Consider the following 24,304-nt stretch of genomic DNA (forward strand, 5'->3'; position numbering starts at 1 on the left):
ATATTTCCTCGGGCGAGGCTGGTTGGACCCGCACACATCTAATTTTCGCACAATAAGACAACGCGACCGCCGTTGTCCGCTGCCCTGGCAGCGTCACAGCAATGATGGCCGCACTCATAGTGGTCGTTTGCTGTCAGCGTTCACAGAGCGCGTTGACGCCACGGCCCCGAGCGGCTGACATTGATGAAACCTCAAAGCGCTGCAACAGATGCTGCTCTGCAATAGAAACACCCATTGGTTGTCGCACGATCATCGTTATAGGATAGGTGTGGCTTTTGGGCCGTGGATTTTCCTAGCTTCAGTTGTTGTCGATCCAATTTGTCGAGAAGGATCAAAAAATGCTTCGAGGGCATGCTGTCGTTAAGCCGTTTTCCATAGCAATCTTACTCTCGCTAGTCGCACTTGGCTGCTGGCCGGTTCTCGCCGAGCGACCTCGCCGGTCGGCGGACGCGCCCAAATTGCTTGAACGGCAAAGATGTTTTTTCGGGATTACCCTCTTAAGGCACGAGCCGAAAAATGTGTCTGTGGAGCAAATGAGCCATGATGGGACACAGATTCCTTGGGCGGGCACCGCAAAGACCAATCGAGTAGTTCTGCGAGTAGGCGGCGATCCAGATCCTTCGCCCAATATTTGCCCGCCGAGGGGGATCGTCGAATTCGAAATCAGAGAAGGGCACGAACAGTTTACGTATCAACCCAATATCCTGTCTCCCGTAGCAGGATGTCTTCCAAACGATTGCTCTCGACTTGTAGGGGCAACAGCCGTGACGCTGCAGCCCAAGACGGCGTACAAATGGCAAGCTCGTCTCGTGGCTATCTATGACTGGATGGAGTGCACAAACTCCGGTTGCCGCTGCACCGGCGAGGCGAACAGGTGGCCAGGATTTTGGGAAGAGATTGGCCTCCCCGTGCCCGGCTATTTCTCATTCTTTACGCCGTAGGCTGATGCGGATCAATGCTCAGGTTCATCTAACATGGTCTCCAAACGGCTCTTGCTCTGCTGCCCGCTCCAGCCCGCCGTCTTCTGCCGATTGTTCTCGCCCCTACGATTCGAAGCCTATTTCGAAGCTTCCCCACCTCTCTAAGCTCGGCGATGAGCGTTTGGAGGCGTGCGTGCAGAACAGCACCGCTGTAGCCCTCGCGAATATTGGTCATTACCTGCCCCGGAATATAATTTGGATTAAGGAGCCACGATAAAACAGGACATTTGAGCAATCGCTAATTCGTGCGTTTAGTGGGCTAGAGCTGTAGCCGCCAGATGCTCCCAGTACTCTGCCTCTGCGAGCAGCTTCCAGCTTCTCTCGGGATCACGCGCGGCGGCTTGTCGGCATAGCAACGCCATCGCGCGAAAGCGGCGCATAGCTTCCATCGCAAAACTCCCTGCTTCTGTTTTCCCCAATCCTATTTTTTATTACTGCGGTGGAGTCATCATGATTATCGGACATAACTAAATTTGCCCTTTGAGGGCATCCAATTGGGTTCCGTCAGAGCATCGAAACGGAACTGCTTTCGCTTCAGGCTTCACATCAGTTTCGAATGCCACTTGATGCGGCATTGTCGCGCGCGGATTTCGCAGCTTGACGTAATCCTTCAATAACCGTCGAAGCAGCGCCGTCAGCGCTGCGGGTTACGACAGCAAACCTGCCCATGCTCCTCAACCCCGACGGCGCTCAGGACACTCAGCCAACATGGCATGATGCTTCGCGGGAGCACCCGCTTGTTCGGGGCGCTAACCCATCTGAACCAACGCCCCGGTTTGACCAACAAATATTTTGAATCTGCAATAAACTGCGCCGTTTGTAAGCGCACGTGATAATTTGGAGAGCGCTGGGCCCGAAGCTCTCGACCGAAAGCTGATACGCCGCGATGCGCGGCTTATTTGGGGCGCTGCTCAGCTGCCGGCCCGCCTGAGTGGAGTTGCTCATGAGTACTGAGCGGAATCCCGACCCTGTGATCCTGTTGTTCGCGATTGCCGTGATAGTCGCGGCGTTCGCGGCATTCGTCACGACGTTTGAGCGGGTTGGGAGCACCACAGCCGGTGGCGAGGCTCCCTCCGGGACCACGGGGATGGGCAAGCCTCGCACGCCTCTTGAGCGAGCACCAGACCCATCAGTAGGGAAGTAACCGCCACACCGGTGCCGGCGTGTGTGCCCGTTCTTGTATTGCAGCATCGCCCCCGCAGCCTTGTCAATCGACTGAACCTTCGAACGGAGCTGACCCGAAACACAAAGCGAAAGGAACGCGCAGCGACAACCCCTCTGGTGTCTGGGGCCTTCCAAGTTCACGCTACCGTCTTTTGGAGCTTGTATGGTCCTACCTCCGATTGCATACTCTTCCCGTTGCGGCCTGCATATTGTTTCAATAGTCATTGTTCGAGGCAGTAATGAGTAATCGAGGTCAGGTTTACAACTATTCGGCTATTCTGCGTGAACGGGTCGAGGAGCTCATCGCACTATTCGGGCAACTGCAGACGCTTCGGCGTCGCCTGCAAGCCGCTAACGCGAGAAGGTTTGGTCGGCGTATCCCGAAGGCCGCGCGGAGAAGGAGAGTTCTTCGGCGCTGATAGCTACCGTTCAATGCAACGATCGCGCGTCCCCGCGTCGACATTGATACGAAGCCGCGTCCAGGCCGCTTCAAAACACCTGCATCTGCAGCCATTATCTGCAACACCGAAGCGTTGGAGCAACAGTTTCCCGGCGCTTTGACCAGTGCGCGATTCTTAATTTGCGTCGTGTGCGCGACTCAGACCTGCTCTCCGTGGGAAGCAGACAGGCGGCGGGGGAATGATTGTACGCGCGGGGGCCATTGTTACGTTGCTGCTGCCCCTGGGCTCCGAAGCCTTCGCTTCGCGTCACTACAGACCCACATTGCGGTATCATGCAGCGAGGTCAGATACTACGTCCCGAAATATTCGGCACCGGTGGCCGAGATGTACGCTCGTAATCAGCGCGCTACCGACGCACAAATCGAATGGGCCCGACGTTGCGTGGCTTCGAACGAGGCCGCCGAAACAGGGCCGCGCCGGTACGAATGAGCATGACCGGTGATCGCCTGGACATGCTGCATATTCTTAGACGCTAAATCCGTGGCGTAACTCAAGTGACACCAAAAATAGAGCCGCATTCGCGCGGCTCCTCCTCTTACTGCGGGTCGGCTTCGTCGCCCTCAGCTTCGTCCCGCTCGGCTTCTCCGTCGTCCTCTTCTTCTTCGACATTGTAGCCGAAATCGACTTCTCTGAAATCGATTCGAGAGGCGGCGCATCGTCCTCCAACTCGGTTCCGCATCTTTCGCAGCGCTGAACGAAGAGCCAGGAGTGTTCTTCGCTAATGCGAGAGTGACGGCATTCGGGACACCAGAGAAGGTCGCTCATGGCAGTCCTCTTTTGTCCGATCCTTCAAGGTCGACCTTACTCATTGGTTCACCAGTTGGAGCTCGCTCCCTTTCATCTTGCGCGTCGCGCGGGGTTTCTTGAGTGCCGCAGTCTCCTGAGTGATCTGCTCCTTCAGCGTTTTAAGCTCGTTATCTATCGATGTTTTTTCAGCGACGAGTTCAGTTATGCGCTTTAGCCTGTCCACTATAGTTCTCCTATGTGCAGGGTTTTTCCACGCATTGGTACCAAGGCTGTTCGAAGACCCAGCCTTTATCGACGGGCTGCAGTGTGTTGCCCGTGATCGTCGGAAACGTTTCGAATGCAAAGTGGTTGAGAAAGCGCAGCGCGATCGACGGCAGCAGCTCCATCATGCTTTCGCAGAGAGAAGCAAGCTGGAGTATGCAGATTGGCGCCGGGCGCCGCAAAAAACCGAGCTCAAGTCGGAATGACGCTGAGGTGGACGCGCAGCTGAGCCCAAGCGAAGCTCCGCGGACCAGAAAGATAGCGGTTCAAGTTTCAGAACAGCATTTTGCTGACCGCCCGGGAATGCGCGAGAGCGTCGTCGCCCAGGCGGCTCTTGAGCGCTTCCTGGATCGGGCCGCCTATGGCTGCTTTTGTTTACGCGGCCATCGATCGGAATGAGCAGGTGCTCAACTTCTGCATTTCGGGTGGGCTTTCCTCGTCCAGTACGCGACGGGGTGAATTCTCGAGCAATGGCCGCAAAGGAAGGAAACTATCCCTCAATCCCCCTTGGCTCAAAAAGTTACATTGGAAATGTCAGATCGCACTCAAGCGCAAGTTGACGGGCCAAAGCAGGTCAGTTCACGTCGTGATCCCGAGCGCCGAAATGGTCATCCTGGAAGCCGATCAGGACGTGGAGTGGTGAACTCGACCTTGCGCTGCCTGACTTCCCGCCTCATCGGATAACAGGCGCGTCAAGAACCTCCGACCGACCGATTGCCTGAGAAGCTCCAAGCAACTGGTCGGATATGCGACATGCGTCGCAAGCTCGACAGGAATGATACAAAAAATGCGTAATTTCAATGAGCGCTGGCTGGCATGCGACTTGCTATTTTCTCCGCAGAGCCAGGTAAAGCGAATTTGAGCAATGACCAGTCTGACTGAGAGCGCAAGTCAAGTCGGTGCGGCGAACCTGCTGAGCGTCGGTTCGCGGGCCCCCTCGATCAAAGTGGAGAACTGGCTACGCGGCCAGCCCGTTAGAAAGTTCGAACGTGGGAAAGTATATATCCTCGTATTTTGGGCGACGTGGTGCGGACCATGTATCGCCTCGATGCCAAATCTGGTGGTCCTGCAAGACAAATACAGCAACAACGGAGTTGAGGTGGTGGGCATCGCTGCTCACGAACAAGCTTCGACGGAAAATGAAGCGCGAGCCAGCTTGGACGCCTGGTTGACAAAAAGCTTGTCAAATCTGAACTACGCGATCGCATTCGACTATGCCGGCGAAATGAACAAGCTTTGGCTGGATCCAAGCTTTTCTGTCGGGATTCCCACGTCATTCGTCGTTGACCGTGACGGCCACATCGCCTTTATTGGCCATCCGACGCAGCTCGATCATGCCTTGCCCAAAGTTCTGAACGGATCCTGGGCAATGAGCGACGAAGCCAAAGCGCTGGATGCGGAAAGGATAAACACGGGCCGACGCAGAAAGCGTGAACTATCGCAGAAGAGAGCTCTGGTGGAGCCAATCTTTGCCAGACTTGAGCCCGCCATGAAGACAAAGGATTGGCCGACAGCCCTTTCAGCTATCGAGGAGGCCCTCGCCGTGATGCCGGACGAGGTCACCTTCCGTGGGCTTCAAGCGGAATTGTTGCTTCACAAGATACGCGACCTGGGGGCTGGCCTGCCGGTGCTGCGCCAATTAGTTCGCGACGCGATCGAGAAGAAGTCCGTGGTTTGGATGAGCGTCGCGATCCGCCAACTGTTCGACCCCGCGAAAGACTACTCCGATTTTCCACATGCGGAGCGCTTTGCCATGGGCAAGGAGCTCTCCGAACACATCCTGGCGGCGAATCCGCCCCGCGGCAGCGACGGCGCGAAGTTCCTGTCGTACGGGGCGGTCGCTCAGTACTATTACGAGACCGGTAAGAGGGACCGCGCGATCGAATTGGTCGAGGTGGCGCTGAGATGGCTGGATGCAGCGCCTGCCTCGGATCTAGCGAAACGGGACGTCGTGCAGTGCTCTCTCCAGGCGTTGGCGAGCTACAGGAGTGAGAAGCTCTCTTACGAGGAGTGCTGTTCAGCCCCGCAAAACACGGCTCTCGAAAAACCGGAACCGAGATCGCCAAGGGAGGCAGCGTGAGCAATGCTGCTTGGCATGTCTTTTCGGCCTCGTGGTTTTGCGATCGAAATCGAAGCCTCTTGGGAATGTCCGGGCATTCACATGAAGTGAGGACAGGAGCCGCGAGCCGGTGAACGCAGGCGAGGCCGCACCACCATAAGTTCTTTATGGCGAATGTTTCCTCAAGTTTGGTCGCGCTCCGACGCGATAGCGGCGAGAGTGCCTGCTGAAGTGAAGATGGTTGGCGGCTGCTAAGATTGACGTCCTAGAAGATGCTGGATGGCATCTTCGAACAACTAAAAAGATAGAAATGGGTGGTGACGCTGATGCTTTCTAGCTCTCAAGGAAGCTTTCTCAAGTTTCTATCGTTGCTGTTGGAAGCGGTTCAGGACTTCGTTCCGCTTGGACGGCAAGCCGATTCGGGAGAGGCGCCAGTCCGTGGCTCTGGACTGTGCTGTTCGGAGCCGTCAGATTCCCCTGCGCCCTCCGGTGAAGGAACACTGAGCGAAGCTGTACCTTCAATGAGCCTCTTTGCGAGCACGGCGCCGGGTCGAGCATGATGTACAATCAGCGCCAGCGCCGCTCTGCCAAAGCCGCCGCCCTGTTCCGGAAATCTGGGCCCTGGTACAAAGTGCTTTACGTCCAGGTACTCATAGCGATCCTGATTGGCATTCTCGTTGGCTGGCTATGGCCCGCTGTGGGGACGAGTAGCTGGGTCAAAGCGCTTGGTGATGGGTTCATCAAGCTGATCAAGATGGTGATCGCGCCGATCATCTTCTGCACTGTTGTCTCCGGAATTTCGCATGTTCAGGATGCACGAAAGGTCGGCCGAGTCGGCGTCAAAGCGCTACTTTACTTCGAGATCGTATCAACCTTCGCGCTCATCCTGGGTCTTGTGATGGGCAATCTCGCTCAGGTCGGTCATGGGCTCGCTCCCAAGGGGGATGCCGCGGCCGTAGCCAACTACGTCAAGACGGCGGAAGCGCAGAAGACGGTCGAGTTCCTCCTCAATATCATTCCGGATAGTGTAGTTGGCGCCTTGGCCCGAGGTGACGTGCTCCAGGTGCTACTGTTTGCCATCCTATTCGGGTTCTCGCTGATGGCGCTTGGGGAGGGGGGTGAGCGGATGCGCGGTCTGGTTGACGATGCTGCGCAAGCGGTGTTTGGAGTCATCAGGATCGTAATGAAGGCAGCGCCAATCGGGGCGTTCGGCGCCATGGCCTACACTATCGGCGAATTCGGACCGTCCGCGCTCGGTAAACTCCTCGGATTGGTTGCCCTGTTTTATGTGACAGCCGGGCTCTTCGTGATCATTGTGCTTGGCCTGATCGCGCGCTTGGTAGGCTTTTCTATTCTAAAGTTCATCGGGTATATCAAGGATGAGCTGCTGATCGTGCTCGGAACATCGTCGTCCGAAAGCGCGCTGCCGCAGTTGATGGAAAAACTGGAACGGCTTGGCTGTTCGAAGGCGGTCGTTGGCCTGGTGGTGCCGACAGGATACTCGTTCAATTTGGATGGGACGAACATTTACATGACGTTGGCGACCTTGTTCATCGCGCAAGCGCTCGGGGTCGATCTCAATTTCGGCCAGCAGCTCACGATACTCATTGTGGCGATGCTCACCTCGAAAGGCGCAAGCGGTGTTACCGGTGCCGGCTTTGTCACCCTGGCCGCGACCTTGACTGTGGTCAGTCCTGAACTTGTCCCTGGCATTGCGATCGTATTCTCGATCGATAAGTTCATGAGCGAGGTGCGTGCGCTTACCAACATCATCGGGAACGGTATTGCCGCGGTGTTTGTGTCCTGGTGGGAAGGCGAACTCGATAATGTTTCGCTCCACGCGCAGTTAAATAAATGTGCGAGCTCAGCCTAGATCGCTGACGAATGCCGCGGGCCAACAAAGCCGTATCGTTCAATTCTGACTGGTAGCAGGCGACCATCCGGTGGAGACATTTGTTTTATTCGAAAGTGCCACACAGACCAATGGTTCCCCTTAAGCGTTCGATTTCGAAAGCGAGCCGGCTCGACCGTTCCCTTATAAGCATCATTTAGATCACGCATGATCTAGGCGTAGTAGCCAGGATCGCCCGATCGGGTGATGGTCATGCATGGCGAACCCATCGTAGACTAAAACCCGAGGATCAGGCAGCGGGAGAACCCTGTGGCGAAGGTCACAGTCCATCAGTTTACGAACTGCGACATCGGGCATTCGCCGTTCCCGAGACGAGCATGAGGCCATCATGCAAGTGATTGCGGAGGGTGACCGCGATACGGCAGCGCGGCGGATGCGCGCCCATATGCTGAACGCGGCTGCGGCACTCAGGCGCTATATCGATGATCGCTTTGGTAAACAGTACAGCGGCGATGCGCCTGAGAACATTTGACAAGTTACGGCAGGAGCTGGAGCATTTTGCGGCTAACAAAGAGCTCATTAGGAACTTAGTTTGGATCGCCAAAGCGGAATTGGAGCGCCCTCTCTCTTGAATAGGAGGCTGGTGGTTCGAGCCCACCCAACTCTCCAAGACGCCGAGCTTGGGGCGGACGCGGCCTGCAGAGGGATTCAAGGACCGCTGCCGAGGCGTCGCGCGAGCAACGCCGGTCATCAAATGATGAGCTGCTGCGAACCCTGATCTTATCGAGGACGCCGCAAACGGAGCCGCGGCATTCAGAGAAAAGCGTGCGCCGATCCGGCTGAACGCCTGATCAACAATCGAAAACGGGATCGATAGTCGACCATTCGGAGTGCGATCGCCATTGGGCACGATGAGGCGCTTGACCAGCGGTCGGCCTGTTGAACCTGAGGAATCGTTATCCTTGGGACGGGTGCTCACGAGAATGGAAGAAACCGCTCTTCGACCTTCGGGCGCCGGGAATTCAGGGCAAACCCCAGACCCGATAGCTAAAAACAGCCGGATCAACCGCACAGCGACTTGGAAGTGGTTGCTTTGGGCAGTGCATCGCTGGCAGAATGGCCTTGTTGTTTGGTGTGGGTTGCGGTTGTGAATTTCCAAGCGTCCATAATGAAGGTGCTTGCCAGCTGCCCGAACGGGTTGGCTAGGCTTCCGGACATTAAGCGCGACCTCGCATTTCTCGCGACCTGCGGCTCGGATTGGGCGGAGTATAGCAAGCGCCTTGGTGCCGCGTTTCCTTCGCTGGACATCTTCTCGCTCGGTTTCGTGCAGCGATATTCGTTCGGCTGGCGGTTGACCGCGAAGGGTGCGATTGCGCTTGAGATGATGGAAGAGAGCGCCAGAGCCACGGTGCGGGGTATCGAATCGACGGGGGAAGCGACCGCGCCGGACTCCGTCCGAGTAGATCCATCACCATCAGACGTAGAGGAAGTTGGCGGGCAGAGCGAGCAACCGGCGTCACCGGCGGATCGGCGCGCCCGGTTTACCGTGGTCGAGGGTGGCCAAAGCAAAGCCGCGTAGCAGCTCCTGTCGGTCCGCAACGTGCGCTTTACACGCTGCTTTGGGGCACAATGGAGCGGCCCGCAGTTTCCGAAACGACTTGGAAATGCGCTTCGATGGTGCGAGCTCAGCGTCGTCCGAAAGCCAATCGCAGCGAGCAGAGCGCGGTTTTTGTTGGCGGGCGGGCGAGGCTTTCACAACCGCTTGGCCGCTAACCCATTTCTTTGATTCCGCCTTTCCCACTGCATAGACCTTGACTTACACCGTAAATCGCACGCGTGGCCCCGATCGCAAGTGTGAAGCAGCCTTGCGAGGCCACTCTAGCAGGCGGAGCCGTCAGGACCTTTCCGTCGAGCGGCTGCCCCGTCGGTCGCGGCGGCGGTATTCATCCAGCATCGCCGAGAACAGCCGTGTCGCCACCAGCTTCGCTGGCTGCTGCAAATACATCACGCGGCCGGCTCCAAGTGGCGGGTCCAACCACCTGCAGCGATCAGGAAAGCGCGGGCCGCTTGGCTCTCGCTCTCTGTCTCAGACGCGAAATCCTTTGTTGCCGCCGCAAAACGGCGGGCGGTTCGGCAAATCCGCTGACAAATTGCGCTCTTGCGCTGAAACAGCAGTAATTATGCGGTCAATTTGAAGGACAATCTCGGTTCAGCCAACGTACTTGGCAGCAATTAGCGCTCTCAAGTTCGAGGCGGTTATGTAAAGTCATTTGCCTTCACCGCAGCGGGGATTCACTCTGCTCAATTCGATATCTCTGCATTCAGCTAAAGGCCGATCTTGTCGGCGCGGTCTCAAGCTGGTTACCCGCTGCTGACGGACTGTGTCTCTGTAGAAGCCCTCGCTCTGAGCCGAAGTATTTTTGTCTAATTTCTTAAATGGCTATTGAAGCTGTTGTTGAACAGCGTGAGCGTATGAACTGGGATAAGCGGAAGGCGAGGCGTGTTCAATTTGAACATGAGCACAGAGCCACTCTCTTGGGGGCTGATGGAACATGGTGGCGCGATTGCGTATTCATCGATGTTTCTGAAACTGGCGCGATACTGCGAATAAGTGGGCCGACGGATGTCCTGCAATCGCGTCGGTTTTTCCTATTGCTGTCCACGACGGGGCTGGCATTCCGGCGTTGCGAACTGGTTCGACTGAACGGGCAGGAAGTCGCGCTGCGGTTTGTGACAAGGTGGACTGTTGGGGGGCCCCCGGCCCTCCGGGGGACGTTTCCAACGCCAGGGTCAGACTAAGCGAAGGAATCAATATTCCGACGTGTCGCGCCATCGCGATCGATCAGCGGGTTTACCCCAACGAGGCTCGGTGGCCCGTTGCGCCCTCGCACTGGGTAGGCGGGCGCCCGCGGCGGGTTCGCGCTGCCGATCGCGTGTTTTCATGCCTTAGGAGGACATGCTTTCACGTGTTCATGAGCTGCGACAGGTCCGGAGAGAGTCAATCGGCCTGCAAATTTTGCAGGCCGAATGCTGGCCGCCATCATCATCCCGTCTCGGTGCAATATTGCCCGCATCAGGCATTCGGCCGGCTGCCACATCGAAGGATCTCAGAGATCGGAGATCAGGGCCCACTTAAAGGCGATCGCTGAGTATCTGGCCGGGAGCGACGTTCGCTTCCCGAATGCCATTATTCTCGCGATCACGGCGGACGCGAAAGGGTGGTGAATTGGCGTACTACACCGCGGTTCGGATCCCGCAGGCGATCGACAAGCACAAGCTTGACAAGGCCCGCAAGGGTGACCGCAATCAGGAGAACCTGCTTCGGCTGGAAACGCGCGTTGGAGGTGTTCGCAAATTCGACTGTCGAAGAATGAAGATCGATTCCGCTGTGGCGCAAGAAGCCGATGCGCGATTTCGCAATATCTCTGCGACATTAGATCCCGCGAAGGCGTTAGGTCGATCCGCTACAATCGACCCGAGAGTTCGAGAAAGCCGGCGCTGAAGGACATGAGAGGAGGTCCGGCAAGCTACGCGATGGCCTGAATGGAATCGGAGAAAACGCTTGCTGGCCGGTCCAAGCCGTAGTGATCGCGCAGCGTTTTGCCTGCGTAGTCGTGCCGGAATAGACCGCGCTTGCGCAGGATCGGCACGACCTGCTCGGCGAAGATGTCGAATCCACCGGTAGACAAGGCGGCATGACGTTGAAACCATCGGCCGCGCCGTTCTCGAACCAGGTTTGGATGTTATCGGCGATCTTTTCCGGCGGACCAGCAATCACCCAATGACCGCGCGCACCGGCCACTCGTTGCACCAGTTGACGAAGGGTCGGCTTCTCGCGATCGACGATATCGATCACCAGCTTGAAGCGGCTGGCGACGCCGTGCGCGCTGCCGGTATCGATCAAATGACGGGGAAAGGGATCGTCGAGGTCAAACCCTGAAAGGTCGAGACCGAGCATCTGACGCAGCTGGGTCAGCGAATATTCTGGCTGGATCAGGTCGTTGAATTCTTCCTGCAGTCGGTCGGCCTCGAGCTGCGTGCTGCCGATGAAAGGACTGATGCCGGGCAGGATCTTGATCTGATCCGGGCTGCGATCGAAGGCGCGAGCCTGGCGCTTGATGTCGGCGTAAAAAATCCTGGGCACTCGCCAGTGTCTGATGCGCGGCGAAGATCGCCTCGGCGAAACGTGCTGCACGTCCATCGTCGGACGATCCTGCCTGGAGATAGACCGGCCGTCCCTGGGGCGTCCTCGAGATGTTCAGCGGCCCACGTACACGAAAATGCTTTCCAACGTGGTTGATAGCGTGGATCTTGCCGGTGTCGGCAAACACTCCAGAGATGGGATCGTTGATGAGGGCGTCGTCCTCCCAGCTGTCCCAAGGGCGTGTGATCACGTCCAGATACTCCCGCGCCCGCTCGTAGCGCTCGTGATGCGGAGGATGCTCGGGCAGACCAAAGTTCTGCGCTGCCTGCGGCGAGCTCGTCGTCACGATGTTCCAACCGGATCGGCCACCGCTGATATGATCGAGCGAGGCGAACAGTCTCGCCAGGTTGTACGGCTCGGTGTAGGTCGTCGACGCCGTCGCGATCAAGCCGATCCGACTGGTAGCCGATGCGATCGCCGTGAGCAGGGTGATCGGCTCGAGCCGAAACCGCTGGGCATAACGGACATTGTCGCCAGCGCCGGGCCATCGCAAAGACCGCGTCGAATTTTTGTGCGCCTCGGCGCGCTGCGCCAGCTCCTGATAGTAGGTGACGTCGAGAATACTGTCGGATGCTGAATCCCTGTGACACCAGGCAGCCTCATGATGACTATCAGGATAGATGAAGAAATTGAGAGAAAGCTGCCTTCGTTCGCTCATGTCTGGGATCCGCATGTTGAGAGCTGTAGCAAGCGAAACTCTACGTCTGCATCCGGTTTGGGATCGATGTTGTGGCTCCGGCCGTGTGCGGGAGCATGTTGCGGCCGAATAGGGCCCACAGCCTGAGATGACCTGATTTATCTCCGCCGTCGCTCTTGCGACCGGCGATCGGCGGAGCTTTGCCTTGGGGATCGCATCGCGAGAAACGATCATGAGCAACACGACAATCATCGACAACGTCATTCCGCGCGCGGACATCGTGAAGCGTGCGGCGCGGCTCGGCGCGCTATCGGGCGATCTCTCGAACGAGGCCGTCCGTGCCATCAACCAGGTGCTGCTCGAGCATAAGGTCATCTTCTTTCGTGACCAGGAACATCTCGACGATGCCGAGCAGGAGCGCTTTGCCATCAGCCTGGCGAGCTGGTCCCCCATCCGACGGTCGGGGCGATCAAGGGGATGTCGTCGATCCTGGAGCTGGATTCCGCTCGAGGCGCTGGCCGCGCGGACCAATGGCATACCGATGTCACATTCGTCGATGCCTATCCCAAGATCCCGGTGCTGCGCGGGGTGGTGATCCCGCCCTATGGCGGCGACACGCTGTGGTCGAACACGGCGGCAGCCTATCTCGACCTGCCGGCACCGTTGCGCAAGCTCGCCGACGAGCTCTGGGCCGTGCACAGCAATGCGTACGACTACGCCGTGAAGACGCAGGCAACCGAAGCGGATAGGAAGCACTTCGACGAGGTGTTCACCGGAACGATCTACGAAGCCGAGCATCCGGTGGTGCGTGTCCATCCCGAGACCGGCGAACGGACCCTCGTGCTCGGCAATTTCGTCCAGCGTTTCATTGGGCTGCCGAAGTATGATGGCCAGAAGCTGTTCGAGCTGTTTCAGTCGCATATCACGGCGCCGGAAAACACCGTACGCTGGAACTGGGAGGCCGGCGACGTTGCGATCTGGGACAATCGCGCCACGCAACATTACGCGGTCAACGACTATGGCGACCAGCACCGCGTTGTGCGCCGCGTCACCATCGATGGCGATGTACCGCTCAGCGTCGATGGTCGCCGCAGCGTGATGCGCGTCAAGACATCCAAGCCCCAGACCGCCAAAGCCGCTTGATCCGGATTCGCTCAGGAGAGTTCGCAATGATGAACGCTATACTTCGATTGCTTCGCGCAAGGCGCGCCCGGTTGGGACGTGCCACCCGCATGACGTTGCGGGTTTTGTTGGCCGGCGCCGTGGCGCTCGGCCTCACGGCCCCGGCATTCGCCGAGCCGCCGCTCGAGAAGACCGAGATCCGCTACCAGGGATCGGCCGGGCAGGTGACGTTTATCGAGCTGGCCGAGGACCTTGGTTATCTCGCGCCGCTCAAGCTCAAATGGGTCGGCAATACCATCAGCGGGCCGCAGGACATCCAGACCGTCGTCACCGGCGATATCGACATCGGCGGCGCGTTCTATGGGGCGATCCTCAAGCTGATCGCGGCGAAGGCCCCGGTCAAGGCGGTGGTCGGCTATTACGGCTCCGATGCCAATACCTACTATGGCTCCTTCGTGAAGGACGACAGCCCGATCAAGACCGCGCGCGACCTGATTGGCAAGAAGGTGGCGGTCAACACGCTGGGCGCACATTTGGAATTCGTATTGCGCGAGTACCTGGCTAGGTCCGGCATCAGCGCGAGCGAGGCCAAGCAGGTCACCCTGGTGGCGATCCCACCGGTGAGCAGCGAGCAAGCGTTGCGCCAGGGCCAGGTCGAGGTGAGTGCGCTAAGCGGCGTCTTGCGCGACAAAGCCCTCGAGCGTGGAGGCATCCGCTCGCTTTTCAATGACACCGATCTGTTCGGCCAGTTCACCGGCGGTGCCTACGTGCTGCGAGACAAATTCATCGAGGATAATCCCAATGCCTCGCGCAAGCTGGTGGAGGGGATTTCGCGGGCCATCGAATGGGCCCAGACCACACCGCCGGAAGAGGTCCGGGCCCGGTTCGACAAGATCATCGCCGAGCGCAAGCGCAACGGGCGGCGGACCAGGCCGTCACCTCACCGCTCTGGAGGACATCACGCTGGATGTTCGCTCCGGCGAATTCCTCGCCCTAGTTGGCCCAAGCGGCTGCGGGAAATCCACCTTGCTCGATCTGCTGGGCGGGCTCACGCTGCCGACCAGCGGCCGTATTCTGCTCGATGGGCGGCCGATTGCAGGACCCGGTCGCGACCGCGGCATCGTGTTCCAGCAGTATGCGCTGTTTCCTTGGCGCACCGCCGAACAGAATGTCGAGTTCGGCCTTGATATCGCCGGGCTCAAGGCCAAGCAGCGGCTCGACGTCGCGCGGCATTTCCTCGACCTGGTCGGGTTGTCCGGCTTTGCCGACCGCTATCCGCATGAACTCTCCGGCGGCATGAAGCAGCGTGTCGCGATCGCGCGAAGCCTCGCCTACGATCCCGAGGTGCTGCTGATGGACGAGCCGTTCGCCGCGCTCGACGCCCAGACCCGCGAGACGCTGCAAGGAGAATTGCTCCGGATCTGGCGTGCCACCGGCAAGACAATCGTCTTCATCACCCACGGTATCGATGAGGCGATCGTGCTGGGCCAGCGGGTGGCGGTGATGACGTCACGCCCGGGCCGGATCAAGCAGGTGTTCGACATTCCAGATGTCGTTTGCGGCGCCGTTACGTCCGAAAAATGCTATAATTTCTAAAGGCTATGTCGAAGGCGCTTCAATTGTACGGTCGGGGTAAGCCCTGGGTAAAACCATTTCATTGAGTTTCGAAGGTATGCTGTGGGGAGTATCTGATATTCTAAAAGACAGGAAGCCACTACCCTTTCATGTGTGCAGGACGCTCACCAACGCTCCGGCGCAGGAAGGGTGAGGGGAGGAGCCATTTTCAAAGGCACTTCTTTTTCCCGAAGGCACGCAGTTTCGCGCCACATACAGAGGTCGAACTTGCACGGCTCAATAGGATGATGTCTGGTTCAGCGACGACGGAGCGGTTCGCAGCACATCTAGGCCCGGTAGATATTACGAATGGCGAACTGCGTGCCAAGTGTCATGTGCGGAGAGTCGCACACGCGGATTTGGTCGGCTACCGTTACTTGCGTCCGAACTGCGCTATTTCTGCAGGCACGCCTCGATTGCTTCCGCGATCGTCTCCGTATGGGTGGGCTGAATGCGGCCATTGCGCAATCGCCAGACGGTGTGAGCCGGTCGAGCCGGACTTCTTGCTGAATTCACCTGTCGACGCGATGGTCCATTCGCCCCTCGTAATGAGCCGGATGACGAGAAGGAGGCCGTCCTCTATGGGCTCGATGTCGAAAAGCTTTCTGCCCGCGTCTTCGGTGATCAGATGATCGCCTTTAGTATCGAGCGCGAAGACGACCTTGTCGAGCCAGACCAGGAAGTCAGGAGAGAAGGTCCGTGTGTTGCCGCGGTCGAGGAGCGGGATTGAAAAGCCGCCTTGCGAAGGATTACGGCACCAGACACGCTTGTACGTTCAGCTTCACTGGGCTCGAAATCGTGTCATCAGCAGAAACGATGACGAACAGAGTATATGTACGCGCGCTGGCATATGTTCGAAGAGACGCACGAAGCCGTGTTAGCAATCGAGACTGCGCTACTGCCCATGTTCGGGTGAAAGCCGGGAACAGCCGAAGCTTCAGCCTGCACGCCATGAAGCTGTCAAACTGTTCGGGCACGCAAGCACACAGGCTCGCACCACTGCGCGCGCCTGCTTTCTTTCCCGCCCACGCTCGCCTAGGCAATGCAGCATGCACGAAAGCGTCCACTGCGATCACTGCGACGAAGAGTTCGCGCCAGAAGAGTTGACCGTCATTGACCCACCGGCCGGGAACGGCGAGTCTATCTGCGTTCGGTGCATCGAAATCATGCTCCGTCGAGCCGTCTCGAAGCTACCGCTTGAATATCGGTGAAGCCATCTACTATCTTTGAAAGGGTGATTGCACCCCGCGCGTCGGAATGCCAGCGCCCTGTAGAGCCTTTCGGCCAGCCTCGAATATCTCCTGCTCTTTCGGGTCAGCACGATCAAACCAAGACCCGGGAGCATTCGTCGCGATGCGCTTCGCAAAGAACGATTGCGGCTCCCAATCTTGCCCTTCGCGTTTCTCGAAAACGATGATTCCATCACGGGTGAAATAGGCAGGCCCCGGAATCTTACATTCGACTGAAATCTGAACGCGCCACAGGTCACCCTTCGCGGTCTGCTTCTCATCTAACTTCGGCAAGTAGTCCACCCCAACCGGATCGCCGATTGCGCAACGGCCTTGCCGCAGTAGGTCGCCAAGCTTGCCTTGGGCAGTAGCCACGAAGTTGAAGTTAGCGAGATCATGCAGAAAGCGAAGGTTCACGCCCTTTTCGTCGTTTGTTGCTTCGTCAGCGATGAGCGAAAGCGCGAATGCCTGCCAGCCCAGTTCCATCGGCTTAGCGTACGGCGGCCCTAGCGTCATTTTGCCGTCCGATGCAACATCCCAACCGGTAGTATATTCGTCGTCCGTCTTATCTTGGCGGTGTTTGACCCACGAAACGAAAACCGGTTCGCTCGTGTCAGTCTTTTGACCGACCTCCCATCCCCTCGGAACGAAGTGCGCTACCTTCGAGACCTTGGCGAAGATTTGTTCGGCGGTCTCGCCGCTTTGCGCTCGCCAACTTGACTTCACCTTATCAATGAGGGCGTTGTCGTCTGCACGAGCGTTGACAATCATCAACGCTAGAACAGCAAGAATTAAGATGAACTGCGGCACTAATTCTTCTCCCCGAAATCTGCGCAACAGACGGCACGCTAGTCTTTTGCTGTAATATCGCTGATTGACTTCGCGGAAAGCAGCTTTGCCCTCGTCGTATAGCGCGGCCCCTGCATCGCTCCCGATTGTGCACTCCCGAACGGAATCGGCCCGATTGGCTTTGCGGGCTCGGAACATACCAGCTTGTACTTTCCATTTTCGCCGTAAGGTTCGATCCGCTCGACAGGCGCAAGATGCGTGATGGCTGACACAGGCTGCGCTTGATAGGCGGCGATGTATTTGATCTTTTGCAGCATCCCGCCCGAGATGCGAATTGCATACCAGGCATTCTGGCCAACGAAGACCTTCTCAAAACCCTCCTGTTGAGCCGGTACGATGATCGTATCAGTTCATTAGCAACGGGCGGTGCAGCCGCACTATCTGCATGCGCCTTCGGCAGGGCGACGGCCTTCGGCTGTTCGAAACAAGTCAAGCCGATCAGAGGCAGGATTTGGAGCATCTCCCGCAGGAATGCTTGAGTGTCGGCGCGCTCCGCTTCGGAAAGCTGCGGTGCCTGCGGCTCCACGCCATTTTCGAGATGGCTTTGGTCAATTTGCTGGGCACGCTGGATCAGCGCATATTCCAACCATGTCGCGTGAGCGCGATTTAGGCCACCAGTCGCGTTGGATTCGAAAACTGCCACCGAACCCCAGAAGTCCTTGCTGGCATAATGGCTGTCAATTCGGTTGCGAACGACATCACCCTGACCGATGTAAATTGTTGGCAAATCGTCGTCCGTAACGCGACCAATCAGGATATAAACTCCAGAGCGCGAAAAGTCGGCCCGGGTTTTGATCTTTGGCCAATCTTCGCGTGGGAATGCGATGCCGAGTCCAGTCCAGTTCATCCGGTCGATGATACGCAAACCCTCGGGATTGCCGTCTGAACGAAAATGCGAATTGTGAATGGATCAGCCACGCTTCCTCCTGCCGTTCCTGTTGATCTGCGCACGATAGAACCGAGCTGGCAGTCTCTCAAGGATGCGCGTTCGCATCGTCCGAACAGCTGTCCGGCTTGCCGCCTTGCTTGACGCAAGCCCGATACACCCAAGGCACAACGTAACTGCCCGCCCATACTCCACGTCGCGCGTGATCTGACTTCGCGTTGCGCGCTGTCGTATTCGTCTTTGGACTCGCGAGGCCAGTCGAAAGCGAGCGCACCCGCACGAGCCATTCCGCAAGATCGGCGCCGCCAACTGAGCACGCTGCGACTGTACGCCCATAGAAGGCCGGAGGGCGGAAACGAATTGCCGTTCACATAGCCCGGCCCGAAAATGTGGAGCTTAATCCGAATGAGGAGGAACGAAGTGCGCTGAAGGCGTTACCCTAGGACAAAAAGGGAGGCCGCAAAGATCGATTGCGGAACGGCCGCCTGGTCGGTCAGGATAGCTTTTTCAGCGCCGCCTTGATGGGGTCGAATCCGAGCACCTCGGCAATCTCAAGAAACTCCACGACGTCGATACGGCGTTACCCGCTTTCGAGTCTGGCCACAAACGACTGGTACTCACCTAGCTGAGCAGCCAAATCTGCCTGTGTCAGGCCTGCTGCCTCCCGCTTTACGATGAGCAGGTCGACGAGCGCCTTATGTCGAGCTGATCCCAGTGATCTTCGCACTTTCGCCCTGCCAATAGATAGCGAGCGTAGGAATTAATCTGGTTTCCAGATTATCTTAAAAGCAGATAATCTCCGGCTTTCATTGACCGGAGGTTTTTGCACGAGCGCCGATCACTTTCTTCCTGGATTGCCAGTTGAGCTGATTGAAGCCGCCTATCGCAATGCGCCCGGCAATGAGATTGCGAGCGGAAAGTTTGCCAGTCCTGAGTCGTCTGCCGCACTGGTGGCTAACGTGTTTGGCTTGTTCCTATCCGAGCCAGAGAATTTGCCCGCGCTCCCCGGCACGTCGGATTGCGAGTGGCCGGCTTCATCGGTAGCCCTCGAATCGATCGTGCGATTTCCGTGGGCCGGCGGTAGGCATCCGTGTCTCGATGTTTTGATTGCTACCGGGGGAGCTTTGATTGGTGTCGAGTCCAAGCGCTACGAACCGTTCCGCCCGAGAGGCGAGGCCGAAATGTCTGACGCTTATTGGCGTCCAGTCTGGGGTGATAAGATGGGCAGATACCAACGATGCAGGGATGACTTGCGCGACGGCGGTAAGAGATACTCGCGACTGGACGTTGCGCAGCTCGTCAAGCATGCCTTCGCCCTTCGGACCGCGCTGCAGGATATTTGGAAGGGAAAGCGGCCTGTCTTGTTCTATCTATATGCCGAACCGGAGCACTGGCCTGACGGTAAGTTAGTGTCGCAGGAAGATCGAATGCAGCACGTGGTGAGATAGAGTCATTCTCGCAACTGGTGGCTGATGACGAGGTGTCCTTTTGTTCTTGCTCGTATGCCGAGCTGTTGGCGTCATGGAAGGCGAGCCCTGACGAGCAAATCTGCGCTCACGCCGCCGCTGTCACGAAACGTTTCTTGTCTTAATCTGGTAGGATAGAATGATAGAACTCTCGGACTGAAAGTTAAGTTAGCCCGAGAGCCGTCACGTTCTAGCGTAAGAAACTGTATCGTTAGATTGCAGGTTCATTTAGCTTAGTCATTATCTTGGTTTTTCGCGTATTCTTTACGTTGACTGGTATTTTTTCATTTGGCTGACGATGGTGCTATTTTTGGGGGGGGGGGACCGGGTGCTCGTCTTGTGTTACGCCTGAAGTGCTTCACGGCCCCAGCAGGAGGAGACAGCTTCAGGGTTGAATGCTGAAGTTCTTCGACAACGTCGGTATTCACAACACCCTCATACTGAGTCGCTAGCAGAAATCCAAATCCGGCCTCAACAACGGTCCATCGGATTCGTTGCCGGCTCGGTACTTCGTCCGCTCATTGAAGGCTGACCGCTTTGCTCGACCCGACTGGGGTAACAATAGGGAAGTTGTCCAAGACGGGCTTTTTGGTCAAACCAATTTGGAGATAAAAACTCGGGAAGTAGCTCGATACAGATTTATGGTTCATCATATTCATCGTCTAGAGATCGGTACTTCCTTGAGATCTTTACCCGCAGGCGGTTCAGCCGTTCATGTGACAAAAGCTTCTCAGCCATTTGTCGCGCCCCCTCCCGCTTTGCCGATGGTGATCTTCTTCAGCTTCGAATGAGCCTCCACGCGGTACAAGAGAATGAAGCTCTTGTGAGCGGATGGTCTGATCCGGAGCCTCAGTCCAGGGATATCGCAGTCCCAGACTGTGTATTCGGACTCGCGAGGTTGGAGCGATGGAATTATTTCCTCGGTAAGCCGAGGACGAATGTGTAGGACCTCCACTTTTCTTGTTTTTGTTCCGGGCGGGAAAAGGATGTCATCGGGATCACAGTCGATTAGCCATGTCGCACTTGAGGTCTGCCATCACGCCAGCGCTACGGCGCGGGGAGAACCACCAGCGGCTTCGCCGGCACGCCCAGCACGGTGGCTGATCGCATGCAGGAGTGGTTCGAGGCGGGTGCTTGCGACGGATTCATGTTGCAGGTCCCATATCTTCCAGGCGGCTTGGAGGAGCTGGTCCACGGCCTCGTGCCGGAGCTGCAACATCGAGGGCTGTTCCGCACTGAGTACGACGGCTCGACCTTGCGCGATTCGCTCGGCTTGCCCCGGCCGGTGGGCTGAAGTCGCCGGTGGCCCCGACGCAAGGTTTCAGACACTCCCATAATACGCAGCGCACCGTTGTGATCGTCCGACGACTGTCCATTTACGGCCTGAAAAAATGGCGTGCGACCAGCAAGTCATTGATAATGCTCAGCGCGCAGAGAACTCTTAATCAGCGGGTCCCAGGTTCGAGCCCTGGTGCGCCCACCAAATAAATCAAGACCTTAGCCAGAGAAACCGTTTGAGAGCGCCAAACTAAAACGGTTTTTCAAACGGTGTTTTTAACGGCCGGGTGGCGCATGCACTCTCGGCATTGTGATGTGCTCTCCTCGTCTTCGCGGAGGCCAAAGGCGTCTCGAAGGCCGCCCGACAAAACCGCTTCCTGAATGTTGTATCTGGGTCAGAGCCGCCCGACACGGCCGGCATCTTCCCACTTCTGTTCAATGTCATCGGCGATGCATTCGGGCAGCTGCGCCCCGCTCCCATCGAAGTAATGCTTGAAGTCGACGTGGACCCTCATGTTGTCCGGGCGGTAGACCGCCATGCGATCGTAGAGAAGCACGGACGCTGCCTCGAAACGCCGATAGACAGATTTGTGCGTCGGTGATCTCGATTCTTCCGTCTCCGGGTAGATCGGCAGATCACGAACCCCGGCCTTGAGGAAGCCTCCCGCCTGCTCATTGTGCTGGGGACCCGCGGGATTGGGCGACAGCCGTAGCACACTGCCGTCGTGTTTCAGGCCGCCAGGGATGAGCGAAGCTCCGGCGAGCAACCAGTTGAGCGCGACGTCTGATAGCCGAGCCTCGTTCTCGAGATAGCCGCCGCCGACATCGGCGTGCACGCCCGAAAACCAGACCTGTTCGAAGAAAAGATTGTCGTGCACGTCTCGTTTGTCCTGCTTCTCGGCCGTGGGCGACCAGGTGACGCGCTTGAAATCGGCGCGGTTCTCGTCGATCGAGATCGCATGTTTCGCGTAGCCCACGTTGGGATTGAGGGTCGTGTCGTAGAATTTGTGCTTCGGCGGAGCGAAATGCACGGTCTGGAGGCGCTTCCAGAATCCATAGTCGGGCAAGGATGGCGCGATCTTCAGATAGTTCATGAGAAAAGCAATCAGCGCTGTGACGATGCCGAGGTAGCTCAGGATCCAGGCCACCCATCCGGCCCATGGAAAGACGGGCTGAAGGAAGCCACCGAGCCAGTGCAACCCGATCAGTAGCGCAATGCCCGAGGTCACGAGCGCCGCGCCCAGATATTTATGCCCGAGGGCGGCGACAGTATCGAACACGCCGATGAAGTAGGGAAAGACGTTCGCGTACTCGGCGCCGTTGACGGTGGTTGTACTGCCGTACTGCCGTCTAAATCGTGCAGCGATTGCATCTCGAGTCTCCAGCAGGAACCGCCGGTATCCAAGAATCTTGCGCGAGTAGGATGGACAAAATTGATAGACATCCTTGACCGCATGCTCGGCCAGCTTGTGGATGCTCTTTGGATCGCGGCGCAAGGGCGAGCCATCGGGCATATGGCGCGGGACGCCGCAATGCGTCATGACCCCTGCAACCGATCGGACCGTGTAGGCGCCCCGGCTGAAACCGATCAGGAAGATCCGATCGCCTTCCTCATACAGGGCGATGATAGCGGCGTAGCAATCGACAATGTTCCGAGTGATCCCCAGGCCCGTCGCCATGCTGGCGAGATTGTACAGCCATCGCATCCAGCCAATCTTGAAATGACCGCCATCAGACGCAGAACCGAGACCGGCATCGTAGAAGGCGACCTGTTCGGATGGTTCGACCTTCGTGTCCGGGCCGACGCGGCAGGCGCGGTAGAGCTTGTAAACGTTTGTCCGCGCTTCGTCGAAATTGATGCCGCCGGCCTGACCTGTGCCGTCGGAAAAGATCACAATGTTCTTCGGCATTCACACCATCCCCCAAAAGTGCGCAAAAAGCCAATCTATCACAGATTGCGTAAGCCCAACTGTGAGCTGGCCCACTTGCGGACAGCGCGCCCGGACCAGGGTTCAGAGTCAACTGATCGAGAGTTGCCCCTCAATGCGGCTGTGCTAGTACGGCCACTCTCAAATCGAGGAGCTTAAAGTGGCGAAGAACGCAAAGAAGACGGCTACAAAGAAGAAAACTGCGCGCCGTGAATACACGAAGGCTGACGTGAAAGAGCTGCGTGCTCATTCGAAAGCAAAGACGCCCGTTGCAAAAATCGCGAAGCTCACAAAGCGCTCCGAAGGCTCACTCCGCCAAAAGGCCCTCAAGCTTGGAATCCGACTCGGTCACCAGCGCTAAAGGCGGCATTATGGCGCTCGTCAATAGAGTTTTCTCGACCAGAACGTTGTTGCAAATCATCTGCGTTCTCGTCGCTGTTGTTGCAATGAAGTTGTTGAGCGCTCACTACGATTTCAGCTGGGCAACCGCAATTGGCGGTTGACCGGAGCAATATCCTGGAAGACTGAGCAGAAAAGAAGCCCATCTAGTGGCGAGCTATTACGCGGCGTTCAAGCGTGCGACGTAATGGCGCCTTCAAAGCCGCGGGGTAAAAGAGGCTGGTCTAGTCGAAAATTAAGGGCGAACGGTTTCCCGATGTGTGCGGCACCCCTCCAACCAGCAACCAGACCGTTGTCCCTCTCAAGGCTGAAACAGGGGTTCGATTCCCCTAGGGAGCGCCAGCAAACTCAGGCACTTAGCTAGCCACCAGCCGCGTTCGTTGAATAATGGTTGAATAAGACGCTGGTGAACAGCAGCGAACGTTTGCGAAATTTGCTCCCGATATTGGCAGATCCGCCTCGGCGCGATGCCCCACTGTGGCTGGCGCATTCGCAAAAATTTCCTCGTCGCCCTGGTGTCCGGAAATATTCAAGCCGCCGCTGTCGTGCGCTATCGTACGCGAGCGCCCTCGGATGTTCGCGTTGACGTTGCTCGTCGCACAATCAACTTTGTCCTGTCGAGCTTTGTGCGAATAGGAGGGCAGCACGTGAGATACAATCGACGAGGGAAAACTGGCGGACAACCTTCACAAGTCAGTCTATCCGATCCGAAAGCCGCAGAGCCGAGCACGATGCCATTCGCCCAACGGCTTACCTGCACGATTGACGATGCATGCGAACTGACCGGCTTAGATCGGGGTGCGCGGCAACGATAGAAGCAACATTTATCGTGGCTGGGTTTCCGCCAACCAATTGAAGTCAATTACAAAGCCGGACAGCAAGATTGAAGTCGAATATGACGGCAAACGAATTGCCCCGACGCCGAAGAGCCTGCGTTCTCTTTCGCGAGGCCGTCCGAGCAGGTGGTCAAGGCGGTCAGATCGTTGGCCCGGTCCATATTACGACCGTGCGGAATCCGTCCGATACAATGAGCGGCTTTTTAGCGAGCGCCCGACTATCCTATCTGGACCGTCTGATGATCGACCTTGGTGAGAGCCGGCTCCGGAAATCTGAACAGGGCGATAAGTGGAGTTTCTGCCTGACGGCGGGCAAGATTGGCCCGCGAATC

15 protein-coding genes and 6 pseudogenes are annotated in these 24,304 nt (G+C 57.5%); 14 read left to right on the forward strand and 7 right to left on the reverse strand.

Annotated elements, in window-relative coordinates:
- Positions 1 to 2,783 precede the first annotated feature (2,783 nt).
- Positions 2,784 to 3,034: pseudogene (locus tag AC0L3K_RS21180) on the forward strand (hypothetical protein).
- Positions 3,035 to 3,410: 376 nt separating this feature from the next.
- Here AC0L3K_RS21180 and AC0L3K_RS21185 read toward each other — a convergent pair.
- Both AC0L3K_RS21185 and AC0L3K_RS21190 read right to left on the reverse strand, forming a co-directional pair.
- Positions 3,411 to 3,575, reverse strand: a complete 165-nt coding sequence (locus tag AC0L3K_RS21185; RefSeq protein WP_473366840.1) for a hypothetical protein — start codon at positions 3,573 to 3,575, stop codon at positions 3,411 to 3,413.
- Between the two features lie 10 nt (positions 3,576 to 3,585).
- A complete protein-coding gene (locus AC0L3K_RS21190; protein ID WP_204513371.1) occupies positions 3,586 to 3,741 on the reverse strand; it encodes a hypothetical protein in 156 nt (51 codons plus the stop codon).
- Between the two features lie 233 nt (positions 3,742 to 3,974).
- Between AC0L3K_RS21190 and AC0L3K_RS21195 the strand changes: the two genes are divergently transcribed.
- From AC0L3K_RS21195 to AC0L3K_RS21225, 7 genes are all read left to right on the forward strand, one after another.
- Entirely contained in the window at positions 3,975 to 4,256 is a 282-nt protein-coding gene (locus tag AC0L3K_RS21195; RefSeq protein ID WP_259217528.1) for a hypothetical protein, read from the forward strand.
- A gap of 222 nt (positions 4,257 to 4,478) precedes the next feature.
- Positions 4,479 to 5,693: a TlpA disulfide reductase family protein gene (locus AC0L3K_RS21200; protein ID WP_473366841.1), complete on the forward strand. Its 1,215-nt coding sequence runs from the start codon at positions 4,479 to 4,481 to the stop codon at positions 5,691 to 5,693.
- A gap of 538 nt (positions 5,694 to 6,231) precedes the next feature.
- Positions 6,232 to 7,545, forward strand: a complete 1,314-nt coding sequence (dctA, locus tag AC0L3K_RS21205) for a C4-dicarboxylate transporter DctA (protein ID WP_219684672.1) — start codon at positions 6,232 to 6,234, stop codon at positions 7,543 to 7,545.
- A 286-nt stretch (positions 7,546 to 7,831) separates the two neighbouring features.
- Positions 7,832 to 8,056 carry an FCD domain-containing protein gene (locus AC0L3K_RS21210; protein WP_283843483.1) on the forward strand — a complete coding sequence of 75 codons (225 nt, stop codon included), beginning with the start codon at positions 7,832 to 7,834 and terminating at the stop codon, positions 8,054 to 8,056.
- Between the two features lie 636 nt (positions 8,057 to 8,692).
- A complete protein-coding gene (locus AC0L3K_RS21215) occupies positions 8,693 to 9,103 on the forward strand; it encodes a hypothetical protein (RefSeq protein WP_473297091.1) in 411 nt (136 codons plus the stop codon).
- Between the two features lie 893 nt (positions 9,104 to 9,996).
- The gene (locus AC0L3K_RS21220) at positions 9,997 to 10,323 is read left to right on the forward strand and encodes a PilZ domain-containing protein (RefSeq protein WP_473366857.1); all 327 of its coding nucleotides are present in this window, start codon (positions 9,997 to 9,999) and stop codon (positions 10,321 to 10,323) included.
- A gap of 427 nt (positions 10,324 to 10,750) precedes the next feature.
- Positions 10,751 to 11,026 carry a hypothetical protein gene (locus tag AC0L3K_RS21225; protein ID WP_219684664.1) on the forward strand — a complete coding sequence of 92 codons (276 nt, stop codon included), beginning with the start codon at positions 10,751 to 10,753 and terminating at the stop codon, positions 11,024 to 11,026.
- Between the two features lie 25 nt (positions 11,027 to 11,051).
- Here the strand turns inward: AC0L3K_RS21225 and AC0L3K_RS21230 are convergent.
- Positions 11,052 to 12,386 (reverse strand): annotated as a pseudogene (locus tag AC0L3K_RS21230) (LLM class flavin-dependent oxidoreductase).
- 211 nt (positions 12,387 to 12,597) lie between these two features.
- Here AC0L3K_RS21230 and AC0L3K_RS21235 point away from each other — a divergent pair.
- From AC0L3K_RS21235 to AC0L3K_RS21245, 3 pseudogenes are all read left to right on the forward strand, one after another.
- Positions 12,598 to 13,508 (forward strand): annotated as a pseudogene (locus AC0L3K_RS21235) (TauD/TfdA dioxygenase family protein).
- Between the two features lie 89 nt (positions 13,509 to 13,597).
- A pseudogene (locus tag AC0L3K_RS21240) lies at positions 13,598 to 14,353 on the forward strand (ABC transporter substrate-binding protein); the annotation flags it as partial.
- Positions 14,354 to 14,408: 55 nt separating this feature from the next.
- Positions 14,409 to 15,035: pseudogene (locus AC0L3K_RS21245) on the forward strand (ABC transporter ATP-binding protein); the annotation flags it as partial.
- A 1,286-nt stretch (positions 15,036 to 16,321) separates the two neighbouring features.
- On the opposite strand, the gene AC0L3K_RS21250 reads toward AC0L3K_RS21245, so the two are convergent.
- The 3 genes and pseudogenes from AC0L3K_RS21250 to AC0L3K_RS21260 form a co-directional block, all read right to left on the reverse strand.
- Positions 16,322 to 17,140, reverse strand: coding sequence for a nodulate formation efficiency C protein (locus tag AC0L3K_RS21250; protein ID WP_473366842.1), 819 nt, complete (start codon positions 17,138 to 17,140; stop codon positions 16,322 to 16,324).
- Positions 17,141 to 17,178: 38 nt separating this feature from the next.
- Positions 17,179 to 17,436, reverse strand: coding sequence for a hypothetical protein (locus AC0L3K_RS21255; RefSeq protein WP_473357602.1), 258 nt, complete (start codon positions 17,434 to 17,436; stop codon positions 17,179 to 17,181).
- A 1,122-nt stretch (positions 17,437 to 18,558) separates the two neighbouring features.
- Positions 18,559 to 18,792: pseudogene (locus tag AC0L3K_RS21260) on the reverse strand (helix-turn-helix domain-containing protein).
- 82 nt (positions 18,793 to 18,874) lie between these two features.
- Between AC0L3K_RS21260 and AC0L3K_RS21265 the strand changes: the two are divergent.
- Positions 18,875 to 19,513 carry a hypothetical protein gene (locus tag AC0L3K_RS21265; protein WP_473366843.1) on the forward strand — a complete coding sequence of 213 codons (639 nt, stop codon included), beginning with the start codon at positions 18,875 to 18,877 and terminating at the stop codon, positions 19,511 to 19,513.
- Between the two features lie 1,165 nt (positions 19,514 to 20,678).
- Positions 20,679 to 20,825: a hypothetical protein gene (locus AC0L3K_RS21270; protein ID WP_473357599.1), complete on the forward strand. Its 147-nt coding sequence runs from the start codon at positions 20,679 to 20,681 to the stop codon at positions 20,823 to 20,825.
- A gap of 379 nt (positions 20,826 to 21,204) precedes the next feature.
- On the opposite strand, the gene AC0L3K_RS21275 is transcribed toward AC0L3K_RS21270, so the two are convergent.
- Complete coding sequence (locus AC0L3K_RS21275) at positions 21,205 to 22,719, reverse strand: DUF2235 domain-containing protein (RefSeq protein WP_473366844.1); 1,515 nt, start codon at positions 22,717 to 22,719, stop codon at positions 21,205 to 21,207.
- A 178-nt stretch (positions 22,720 to 22,897) separates the two neighbouring features.
- On the opposite strand from AC0L3K_RS21275, the gene AC0L3K_RS21280 reads away from it, so the two are divergent.
- The gene (locus tag AC0L3K_RS21280; protein ID WP_473280658.1) at positions 22,898 to 23,098 is read left to right on the forward strand and encodes a hypothetical protein; all 201 of its coding nucleotides are present in this window, start codon (positions 22,898 to 22,900) and stop codon (positions 23,096 to 23,098) included.
- The last annotated feature ends 1,206 nt before the right edge of the window (positions 23,099 to 24,304 follow it).

The sequence above is a fragment of the Bradyrhizobium sp. MI1.10 genome, assembly GCF_055811035.1.

Bases quoted from the DNA above. Each gene is read 5' to 3' on its own strand.
- AC0L3K_RS21215 (WP_473297091.1), top strand. From the start codon at position 8,693: ATGAAGGTGCTTGCCAGCTGCCCGAACGGGTTGGCTAGGCTTCCGGAC.
- AC0L3K_RS21255 (WP_473357602.1), bottom strand. From the start codon at position 17,436: ATGCTGCAAAAGATCAAATACATCGCCGCCTATCAAGCGCAGCCTGTG.
- AC0L3K_RS21275 (WP_473366844.1), bottom strand. From the start codon at position 22,719: ATGCCGAAGAACATTGTGATCTTTTCCGACGGCACAGGTCAGGCCGGC.
- AC0L3K_RS21270 (WP_473357599.1), top strand. From the start codon at position 20,679: ATGTTGCAGGTCCCATATCTTCCAGGCGGCTTGGAGGAGCTGGTCCAC.
- dctA (WP_219684672.1), top strand. From the start codon at position 6,232: ATGTACAATCAGCGCCAGCGCCGCTCTGCCAAAGCCGCCGCCCTGTTC.
- AC0L3K_RS21195 (WP_259217528.1), top strand. From the start codon at position 3,975: ATGGCTGCTTTTGTTTACGCGGCCATCGATCGGAATGAGCAGGTGCTC.
- AC0L3K_RS21220 (WP_473366857.1), top strand. From the start codon at position 9,997: ATGAACTGGGATAAGCGGAAGGCGAGGCGTGTTCAATTTGAACATGAG.
- AC0L3K_RS21200 (WP_473366841.1), top strand. From the start codon at position 4,479: ATGACCAGTCTGACTGAGAGCGCAAGTCAAGTCGGTGCGGCGAACCTG.
- AC0L3K_RS21190 (WP_204513371.1), bottom strand. From the start codon at position 3,741: ATGATGGAGCTGCTGCCGTCGATCGCGCTGCGCTTTCTCAACCACTTT.